Below are 10180 nucleotides of genomic sequence, written 5' to 3' on the forward strand. Positions count from 1 at the left end.
CGGCCGAGCACCGCGGACCGCTCGGCGGTCAACCCGGACTACCAGGTGTAGTCCGGGTTGACGTGCATGCACTGCTTCTTGTCGGACCCGTTGATGGCCTGCGCCGAGTCCGGGATCGAGTCGTCCTCCTGCTCGGCGGTGTACTTCGTGCCCGAGCGCCAGTCCGCGCCGACGACCAGGGTGACCCCGGACACGTCCGTCGACTTCTCCACCGACGACAACGGGACGCCCAGCGCCTCGGCCACCCGCTGGGCGTCGCCCTCCAGGTCCGCGCTCGGGTAGCGGATCACCGTCGTGTCCTCGCCGGCGCCGGCCGAGGCGTCCGCCGCCGCCTGTGTGAAGCCCTTGCCCACCAGCAGCCGCGCGATGTCGGACGCCCGCCCGGCGACCGGCGCCTCGATGTCGGTACGGGTGCCGTTCCGCACCTGCACCGCGATCTCGTCGTCCGCCGCGGCCGGGTCCGAGGACTTCTTGTCCTTCGCCGACTTCTTCTTGTCCTTGCCGTCGAGCGCGATGTCCTCGCGGACCAGCCGGAACAGCTTCGCCGCGTCACCGGGCCTGGGCACCACCCGGCCGCTGTCGTTCGCCGAGTACTGCCACGGCATCGTCGTCATGGTGATGCGCTTGGTGGGGACCTTCTTGAGCTCCTTGCTCAGGTCGTACAGCTTGGCCACCGTGCCGAGGCCGTCGTCGACGGTCAGCGCCTCGGTGGCCGTCTCGGCGAGCTTGCGCAGCTTGTTCGGGCTGCTGAGCGTGGCGTTCTCGCGCAGCTGGCGGACCATCGCGTTCATGTACTGGTGCTGGGCCCGGGCGCGGGCGATGTCGGTGTTGTCCTCGAAGCCGTACCGGGTGCGCAGCCACTGCAGGGCCTGCTCGCCCTTGATGTACGTCGTGCCCTTCTCCAGCTTCAGGCCCGAACCGTGGCCGGTGGAGGTGTGGGAGTAGATGTTGGCGTCCACGCACACCGGCACGCCGCCGATCGCGTCCGCCATCGACACCACGCCCGCGAAGTCGATCATCATGAAGTGGTCGATGTGTATGTCGGTGAGCTTCTCCCAGGTGGCGACCGTGCAGCCGGGCCCGCCACGGCCCAGCGAGTCGTTCGTCATCGCCTGCGTGAGCGCCCCGTAGACCTTGCCGCTGTCGGGGTCGGTGCACTCGGGGATGTCGAGGAGCGTGTCGCGGGGCATGCTCACGACCGACATGTTGGTGCGGTCCGCCGACACGTGCAGCAGCATCTGGACGTCCGCGCGCGGGGCGGTGTTGTAGGTGTCCTTGGCGCCGCCGAGCTTCTGGTTCTCCTTGCTGTTCCGCGCGTCCGAGCCGATCAGCAGGATGTTCAGCGGGGTCTGCCCGGCCGCGTTGGCCTTGGGCTTCGCCGCCCTGTCCTTCGCGTCGCCGATGTTGAGGTCGTCCTTCTTGATGTTGCCGTTGAGATGCCGGTAGTAGAGGTACCCGGCACCCGCGGTGCCCAGTATCACCACCGCCAGGACCATCGCCGACCAGCGCAGGACGCGCCGTCTGCGGCGCGGCCGGTCACCGTCGGGGCCTTTTTCGCGCCGCCCGTCGCCACCCCGGCCGTGCCCGGCCGGCGTGTCCTGTTGCTGGTCCTGTTCCTGGTCCTGGTCCCGCGGCGTGAGGGACATGGTGTCCTCGACCGCGGCGACCTCTCCGCGCACACTGCTACGCGTCAACTCCCTGTCCTTTCCACCCCTGCGCCGGCATCGCGACGTGGATCACCGAGACCGCTCGGTCGGGAGCGTGTGCGGGCCTCGTTTCCACCATGGGTCGTGGGACTGCCCGGGGCTCTCGGACGTGAGCGCGCCTCATCATTCTGCAGCCGGTTAGGAGTTCGCTGTGGGTCACCGGGCGAAGGCCGGATCCCCGTGCGTACCGGCCTCGACGCGAGCACGCGTCGTCGCACACGTCTTCTGCACCGATTTCCCCTGCTTTCAGCCCGATCGGGCACGCCAGAACGCCACGGCACGGGTCCGCCGTACGTCCTGGAGACACACGACGGGCCCGTGAGGTTGCGCTGCTACCAGCGGTAGGGCGCGTACACGTCCATGCAGGGGCTCTTGTCCGAGCCGTTGATGGCGTCGGTGCCCTTGGGCAGGTCGCCCGCCTCGGGCGTGGACTGCTTGGGATACGCGGTGCCCGTGCGCCAGTCGGCGCCGATCACGACCGTGACCCGGGAGACGTCGGTAGACCGCTTCACCGAACTCAGCGGGATCCCCAGCGACGTGGCGACCCGCTGGGCGTCGCCCTCCAGGTCGACGCTCGGGTAGCGCACCACCGTCCGGTCCTCGGACAGGCCCGCCGTGGCGTCCTTGGACGCCTGCGTGAACCCCTTGCCCACCAGCTCCTGGGCGATCACGCCCGCGCGCCCGGAGACCGGGCCGAGCGTGGCGGTCCCGGTGGCGTTCTGCACCGTGACGCCGATCTCGGCGTCGGGCACCGAAGGGGCCTTGGTGGGCTTGTCCTTCGAGGTCTTGTTCTTCGAGTCCGACGCCTTGCCCTTGTCGTCGAGGGGCACGTCGTCGCGCAGCATCCGCCACAGCTGCTCGGCGCTCGCGCCGTCCGGCACGACGTGGTCGGCGTTGCCCGGGTCGGGGACGTTCGGCATCGTCACCGAGGTGATGCGGTCCGTGGGCACCGACTTCAGCTGCGCGCCCAGGTCGTAGAGCTTCTTGACGGTGCCGATCTCCTCGGAGACCGACAGGGACTTGGTGGCCGCCTCGGCGAGGTCGGTCAGCCGGCCGGTGTCGGTGAAGACGTTCTGGTCCTTGAGCTTGCGGATCATCGAGTTCAGGTACATGTGCTGGGCGCGGGCCCGCATCAGGTCGCTGCCCCAGGCGTGCCGGGTGCGCAGCCACTGCAGGGCCTGCTTGCCCTTGACCTTGTGGGTGCCGGCCGTCAGCTTCAGACCGGACCCGCCGGGCACCGCGGCCGTCGGGTGGTCCCACACGTTCTGGTTCACGCACACGTCGACGCCGCCGACGGCGTCGGCCATCCGCACCACGCCCGCGAAGTCGATCGTCATCCAGTGGTCGATGTAGACCCCGGTGAGGTTCTCCCAGGTGGCCAGCGTGCAGCCGGCGCCGCCGCGGGCCAGCGAGGTGTTGATGATGTCGGTGACCGCCGGGTACACCTTGCCGCTGTCGGGATCGGTGCACCTGGGGATGTCGACGCGGGTGTCGCGCGGGATGCTCACCATCGCGGCGCTCTTGCGGTCCGCGGACAGGTGGATGAGCATCTGCACGTCGCCCAGCGGCGGGCTGCCGCGGTCGTACTTGGCGCCGCCCAGTTTCACGTTCTCGTCGGAGTTACGGCTGTCCGAGCCGATCAGCAGGATGTTGAGCGGGGTCTGCCCGGCCGCGTTGGCCCCGGGCTTGTGCGCCCTGGAGTCGCCGCTGCTGCGCTGGCCCTTGTGGAGGTTGTCGTTGAGGTGCTGGTAGTACAGGTATCCGGCGCCGGCCGTGCCGAGTATCAGCACCGCCAGAGTGGTCGCCGACCATCTCAGCGCCCGCCGCCCCTGCTTCGGCGCGCCCCGGCGGCGTCCACCGCGCCCCGTGGCCCCCGCATCGGAGCTGCCGGATCTGCCGGAGCCGTCCGCCTCCCGCGTGCTCCCCTCCCGGGTGTCCCCCCGGCCGTCCGAAGCCCGCGGAACGCCCCCTCGCGTCCCCTCCCCACGCACACCGCTCTGCGTCATTCCCCCGCCTTCCCCAGCCGCACCCCGCCGAACGGGCCTGTCGTACGTCCTGTTAGACGCACGACAGGCCCGTCACGTCACTTGGCGCACTCGACCTTGTCGGCCGTCGTCTTGTTGTCGACGTCCGGTGCCTTAGTCGGCGCGGAATACGACTTCCCCGCCCCCGGGAAGTCCTTGCCCAGGGTCAGCGTCATCGCCGGCAGTCCCTGGTCGTTGGTCACGCTCTTGCCCGGCTTCATCTGCGCGCCGGACAGGCCGAGGATCGCGGCCAGCCGCCGGGCCTGGTCCGCCTGGTCGGGGGCGTACTCGAGGGTGGTCTTCGCCTGCTCGCCGTCCGCGTTGCCCGCGTTCTCGGACTTCAGCACGCCCGCGTCGTTCTGCAGGTAGCTGAGTTCGGCCTGCGCGCTGCCGGACTCGGCACCGCCGTTGAGGATCCGCACCCGCACCTCGGAGGCGGCGGACTTGGTGCCCTTGAGGCGGGCGGCGAGGGCGGCGCTCTCCTTCTTCTTCTTGGCCTTGACCGCGGTGAAGGAGACGTCGTTCTTGATCGCGTCGAACACCTGCTGCGCCGCGCCCGGCCTCAGCACGACGGTCGCCTTCACCGTCTCGGCCGGGTTGTCGTCCACCGGCACGGTGGTGAACGTCAGGTTCTTCGGATTGAGCTTGCCCAGCTCCAGACCGAGGTCCTTCAGCTTGCCGATGCTGTCGAGGTTGGAGTCGACGGTCAGCGCCTTGGTGCCCGCCTCGGCGACCTTCATCATCTTCGTCGGGCTGGTGAGCGTGTCGTTCGACTTCAGCTTGCGCATCAGCGCGCTGAGGAACTGCTGCTGCAGCGTGATCCGGCTCAGGTCGCCGCCGAAGCCGACCGCGTGCCGGGTGCGCACGAAGGCGAGCGCGGTCTCGCCCTCGATGTGCCGCATGCCCTTCTTCAGGTTCAGGTGCGAGTCGGGGTCGTTGATGTCCTTGCCGAGGCAGACGTCCACCCCGCCCACCGCGGTGGTCAGCGTCTTGACCGCGTTGAAGTCGGCGACCATGAAGTTGTCCGGCTTGATGCCGGTCAGCTCGGTGACGGTCCGCGCGACGCAGCTCGGCGTGCGCTCGTCCTGGCCGAGGCTGGTGTTGAAGCGGACGCCCGTCGTGCCCGCGATGACCTTCTCGGTGCCGTCGGCCTGCTTGGTCGGGCAGTCCGGGATGTCGGTGATCAGGTCGCGGGGGATGCTCAGCGCCGTGGCGTTCGAGCGGTCCTTGGCGACGTGCAGCAGGATCGTGGTGTCGGCGTGGCCGACGCTGTCCTTGTCGCCGTACTTGTCGTTGCCCTTGCCGGTGCGTTTGTCGGTGCCGATCAGCAGGATGTTGATCGCCTTGCCCTTGCTGAAGCCACCGGTGCTCGCGCCGTCGTCGGAGACGGACTCGATGTTGTTGTTGAGGTGCTCGATGTACAGATAGGCGCTGCCCGCCGCGGCGAGCAGCACGAAGGCCATGGTGCCGCCGGTCCACAGCACCACCCGCTTGGCCTTGTTCTTCTTCTTGGCCGGCCGGCGGCCGCGCCGGCCCGGCAGCGGCTCCTCGGGCTCGCCCCGCCGTCTGCGCGGGGCGGGGACGTCCCGTCCGGGCGCGCGCTCGGGGGCCGCCGTACGACCCTCTGCGCCCCGGCCGTCAGCGCTCCGGCCGTCGGCGCCCCGGCTGTCAGCGCTCCGGCCGCGCGCGCCACGACCGCCCGCGTCGGCGGGAGCCGATCTGCGGGGACCGGGAACCGATTGCGCTCCGGAAGGGGTCAGTCGCAATTCGTATTCGCCGGTGTTCGGATTGAGTACCCACTGGTCTGCGGGGTCAATGTTGTCCGCCCGCCCACGGCTTTGCGCGTCCACGGTTGTCCGAATCCTCCGTCAGGGCCACGCGGCGCCTTCCCCCTCAAAGACGCTCGGGTCTCGGTCACTAGTGCCAGGCCCCGGGGATGTCCTCGCGGCCGGATGATGCACCGGATCGCTCACACTATCCGCCCGGTTCGGCATGGAGCGACGACGGTGACAAATTCCACGTCCCTACAACTGGGCAATCCGCCCATTTCCGTGGACTTTCTTAACACGGCTGTTCGCTGACTTGGCGTTCGCTTTACCGGCAGGTCTGCTCGGTGGCGGTGTTCCCGCGGAACGCGGGTGGGGGAGAAGCGCCGTCCTCGGGGTAATCGTGCGAGGGGGCGCGCGCGTCCGGGCCCGAATCGGCCTGTGGGCCTGCGGAGGAACGGGCGGTCGAATTGGGAATTTTTGTGGCGGAATGCTGGGGAATTTCCTTGCCGACCGTCACCGGCGCGTCCCTGCGCGGCCGTTCGAACGGTTTCTCCGCCTCGGGTCCCACGGGCTGGTCGCGGTCGGCGTCATGGACGTACGGCGTGCGCGGCACGGCCAGGACCGCGCCTGCTGTGGGGAGATGTCGTGCAGAACCGCCGCCGGCGGGCCGTCCGGTCGGTGTCGCTGTCGTCGCCGGGGTACTCGCGGGCGCGCGCGTGGCCGGGCGTCCGCTCGCGGACGCCCCCGCGCCGGGACGCGGGGTGCGCGCGGTGTCGGTCACGCCCGGTCCGCCTGGGCGTGCGAGCGTACTGGTCCTACGGCCATGCCCCGAGGAAGGTCCCGACGGCGGCCGGTGCTGCCCCGAACGGGCGGCCGCATCGCCGGTGGCCCCGGTCAGCGGCGTACGACCGTCACCCGCTCGCTCTCCACCCGCTTCGCCAGCGCCTCTTCCCCCAGTCGCTCCAGGTTCCGGCACAGCACCACCGACCCTCCGGTCGCGAGCGGCGCGTACAGCCCCGCGTTCAGCCCCTCCCAGGTGTCGTACGGCAGCCCGGACAGCAGTCGCGAGCCGGGCCCGGTCAGCCCCAGCCCCGGCGCCTCCGCCGCTGCCCGCTCGACCACCTCGGCCGCGCTGAACTCCCGCCCGGCCACGATCAGCGCGGGCTCCTCGGGGTCGACCGGGACGAACGGCGCGAACCGGTCGCCCTGCCCCGGCGCCTCGACGGCGTAGTCGGCGAACCCGGCCGGCGGCTGCGGGAACCGCCCGCCCAGCGGCCGCAGCGCCAGTGCGACGCGCTCCCCGCCGCACGCCCGCGCCCGCTCCAGCGAGTCCGGCCCGCTCACCACGACGTCGGCCGCCGCCGGGTCCCCGGCCACGTCCGCGACCACGCCCACCGAGGCGCACGCCAGCAGCCACACCGCGGTCTGCCAGTGCGCGGGCAGCAGCAGCGCGACCCGGTCGCCGGGCGCGGCGGCGAGGTCGCCCTGGAGGAGGTTGGCGGTCTTGGCCACCCAATTGGCGAAGGTGGCCACGGACAGTTCGACCCGTTCTCCCGTGGCGTCGTCGTAGAACGTCACCAGGGGGCGTCCGGGATCCGCGGCGAGCGCGGAAGACAGCAGGTCGGCGGGGGTGCGGTCGCTGGCGTTCACCCGGGCAAGCGTACGCGGGCGCCGGGCCCGGCACCGGGCGGTGGGGCCACCGGTTCGGGGGAACGACAGCCGACGGCCCGTCAAATCCCAAATGGACAGGTATGGGTGTATCTGTTCAATATCCGGAGCATGCGTGGATTCCTTGTTTCCTCCATCGGCGTCACCTGCGCGGCCGCCCTCGCCCTCCCGCTCACCCCGCCCGCGGCCGCCGCGCCGGGCGGGCCGGCACCGGGCGGTGCGGCACCCGTGCCGGCCACCGCCCGGTCCGCCGCCTTCGAGGCCACCGCCCGGTCCGGTGCCTCCGAGGCCGCGGCCCGGTCCGGTGCCTCCGAGGCCGCGGCCCAGTCCGGTGCCTCCGAGACCGCCGCCCGGTCCGCCGCCTCCGAGACCGCCGACCTGCCCGGCAGCACCCAGTCCCTGCGCCTGTTCCCCCTGGCCCGCGGCCGCGGCTCGGCCACCTCCGCCCCCGCCGCCGAGCAGGGGCTCGGCCGCCGCGACGTACGGCACTTCTCGCTGGTCGGCGTCGTCTGGGACGATGCGGACACCGACCTGCACGGCCGGGTCCAGGTCCGCACCCGCGCCGCCGGCACCGGCGCCTGGTCCGGCTGGCAGGCCCTGCAGACGCACAGCGACGACGCGGCCGACCCCGGCACCGCCGAGCGCGCCTCCGGCCGCGTCCGCGGCTCCACCGCGCCGCTGTGGGTGGGCGACTCGGACGGCGTGGAGGTGCGCGTCAGGGCGGAGGGCGCGCCGCGCGCCGGAGAGACCGGCCGCGGCTCCCGCGCCGAGCCGGGCGCCTCCCCGCTGCCCTCGGGCCTGCGCCTGGAACTCGTCGACCCGGGCGACGCGTCCCCCGCGCGCGGGGCCGGCCCGGCCGTGCACCGCGGCGCCCCGGCGGCTGCCCGCCCGCTCACCGGACCGGCCGTCGCCGCCTCCGCCGCCAACGCCGGACTCGCCCCGCTCGGCGCCACCGAGATCCCCGCGCTGGACAGGGCCGCCACCGTGCGGGAGATGTCGGCGCTGCGTGCCGGCGGGCTGACGTCGAGTCAGCGGGCGAAGCCGTACATCGGCCCGCGCCCGAGGATCGTCACCCGGCGCGGCTGGGGCGCGGACGAGGGGCTGCGCGAAGGGGGGTTCGTCTTCACGAAGAAGGTGAAGGCGGCCTTCGTGCACCACACGGCGACCGGCAACGGGTACAGCTGCTCCCAGGCGGCCTCCGTCATCCGCGGCATCTACCGCTACCACGTCCGCAGCATGGGCTGGCGGGACATCGGCTACAACTTCCTCGTCGACAAGTGCGGAAACATCTACGAGGGCCGTGCCGGAGGGGTCGCGAAGCCGGTCATGGGCGCCCACACCCTCGGCTTCAACAGCGACAGCATGGGGATCGCCGTCCTCGGCACCTTCGGCTCGCACAAGCCGCCCGCGGCCGCGCTGCGGGCCATCGCCCGGCTGACGGCGTGGAAGCTCGGCCTGTGGGGCGGCAATCCGCGCGGCAAGACATACCTGAAGTCCGCCGGTGGCAATCTCTACCGCAAGGGAAGGAACGTACGACTGAACGTGATCTCCGGCCATCGTGACGGCTTCCTGACGGAGTGTCCGGGCCGGCAGCTCTACCGCAAGCTCGGCACAGCCCGTTCGACCGCGGCGCGCTACCAGGGGCGTCAGCCGAGCGGGTGAGGGCGGGCGCCGGAACCGCGGCAGGCCGTACGACCGTCGAAGGCGTCGCACGACGGTCTGCACACACTGGCCGGCCGAAGGACAGTTCGGCCGGTCCCGGCAGGAAGCAGGGACGACAGGTGACAGAAGCGATCCTCCTGGTCGGCGGCAAGGGCACGCGGCTGCGGCCGCTCACGGTGCACACGCCGAAGCCCATGGTCCGGGCGGCCGGGGTCCCCTTCCTCACACACCAGCTGGCGAGAGCGAGAGCCGCCGGCGTCGAGCACATCGTCCTGGCCACCTCCTACCTGGCCGAGGTCTTCGAGCCGTACTTCGGCGACGGCTCGTCCCTCGGCCTCCACCTCGAGTACGTGACCGAGGAGGAGCCCCTCGGCACGGGCGGAGCCATCCGCAACGTCGCCTCCCGCCTCCACTCCGGCCCCGACGACCCGGTCCTGGTCTTCAACGGCGACATCCTCACCGGCCTCGACATCCGCAGGCTGGTCGCCACCCACGAGACGACCGGCGCGGACGTCTCCCTGCACCTGACGAAGGTCACCGACCCGCGCGCCTACGGCCTGGTCCCCACGGACGGCACCGGCCGCGTCCTGGCGTTCCTGGAGAAGCCGCAGACCCCCGAGGAGATCGTCACCGACCAGATCAACGCGGGGGCGTACGTCTTCCGCCGCTCGGTCATCGACACCATCCCGTCCGGCCGCCCGGTCTCGGTGGAGCGCGAGACGTTCCCCGACCTGCTGTCGGCCGGGGCGCACCTGCAGGGCATGGTCGACTCCACGTACTGGCTGGACCTGGGCACGCCGGCCGCCTTCGTGCGCGGCTCGGCGGACCTGGTCCTCGGCCGCGCCCCGTCGCCCGCGGTCCCCGGCCGCTGCGGCGACCGCCTGATCCTGCCGACGGCCAGGGTCGCCCCCGACGCGAAGCTGACGGGCGGCACGGTGGTGGGCGAGGGCGCGTTCGTGGCGGAGGGCGCCCGCGTCTTCGGCTCGACGATCCTGCCCGGCGCCGTGATCGAGCCCGGCGCCGTCGTCACCGACTCGCTCATCGGAACCCGTGCCCGCGTCGGCGAGCGCTCCGTGCTCACCGGCACGGTCATCGGCGACGGCGCGGTCGTCGGCGCCGACAACGAACTGCGCGACGGCGTGCGGGTGTGGTGCGACGCGCGCATCCCGGCGGGGGCGCTGCGCTTCTCCTCGGACCGGTGAACCCGGACGAGCGAATCAGCCCCGTCCGGCGTTCGAGGACGAGGCCGGTCAGGCCGATGCGGGGCCGCGGCCCGGACGGCGTCGATCGCGCCGCCGATGGAGACGAGTCCGGTGTCCTTCTGCAGCGACACCAGGTCGCCTGGCTCGAC

The 10180-nt window shown here is 71.9% G+C and carries 6 protein-coding genes; 2 read left to right on the forward strand and 4 right to left on the reverse strand.

Annotation, left to right across the window (positions count from 1 at the left end):
• Positions 1 to 38 precede the first annotated feature (38 nt).
• The 4 genes from AB0G63_RS34995 to AB0G63_RS35010 form a co-directional block, all read right to left on the reverse strand.
• Positions 39 to 1496: an LCP family protein gene (locus AB0G63_RS34995; protein ID WP_360758757.1), complete on the reverse strand. Its 1458-nt coding sequence runs from the start codon at positions 1494 to 1496 to the stop codon at positions 39 to 41.
• A 542-nt stretch (positions 1497 to 2038) separates the two neighbouring features.
• On the reverse strand, positions 2039 to 3712 hold the full coding sequence (locus AB0G63_RS35000; protein WP_360758744.1) for an LCP family protein: 1674 nt from the start codon (positions 3710 to 3712) through the stop codon (positions 2039 to 2041).
• Positions 3713 to 3789: 77 nt separating this feature from the next.
• The gene (locus AB0G63_RS35005) at positions 3790 to 5580 is read right to left on the reverse strand and encodes an LCP family protein (RefSeq protein ID WP_360758746.1); all 1791 of its coding nucleotides are present in this window, start codon (positions 5578 to 5580) and stop codon (positions 3790 to 3792) included.
• 813 nt (positions 5581 to 6393) lie between these two features.
• Positions 6394 to 7149: a TIGR03089 family protein gene (locus AB0G63_RS35010; RefSeq protein ID WP_360758748.1), complete on the reverse strand. Its 756-nt coding sequence runs from the start codon at positions 7147 to 7149 to the stop codon at positions 6394 to 6396.
• Positions 7150 to 7278: 129 nt separating this feature from the next.
• Between AB0G63_RS35010 and AB0G63_RS35015 the strand changes: the two genes are divergently transcribed.
• Entirely contained in the window at positions 7279 to 8829 is a 1551-nt protein-coding gene (locus AB0G63_RS35015; RefSeq protein WP_360758750.1) for an N-acetylmuramoyl-L-alanine amidase, read from the forward strand.
• Positions 8830 to 8948: 119 nt separating this feature from the next.
• Positions 8949 to 10031: an NDP-sugar synthase gene (locus AB0G63_RS35020; protein WP_360758752.1), complete on the forward strand. Its 1083-nt coding sequence runs from the start codon at positions 8949 to 8951 to the stop codon at positions 10029 to 10031.
• Positions 10032 to 10180 lie beyond the last annotated feature (149 nt).

Source organism: Streptomyces sp. NPDC020996 (assembly GCF_040641355.1).
GTDB lineage: Bacteria > Actinomycetota > Actinomycetes > Streptomycetales > Streptomycetaceae > Streptomyces.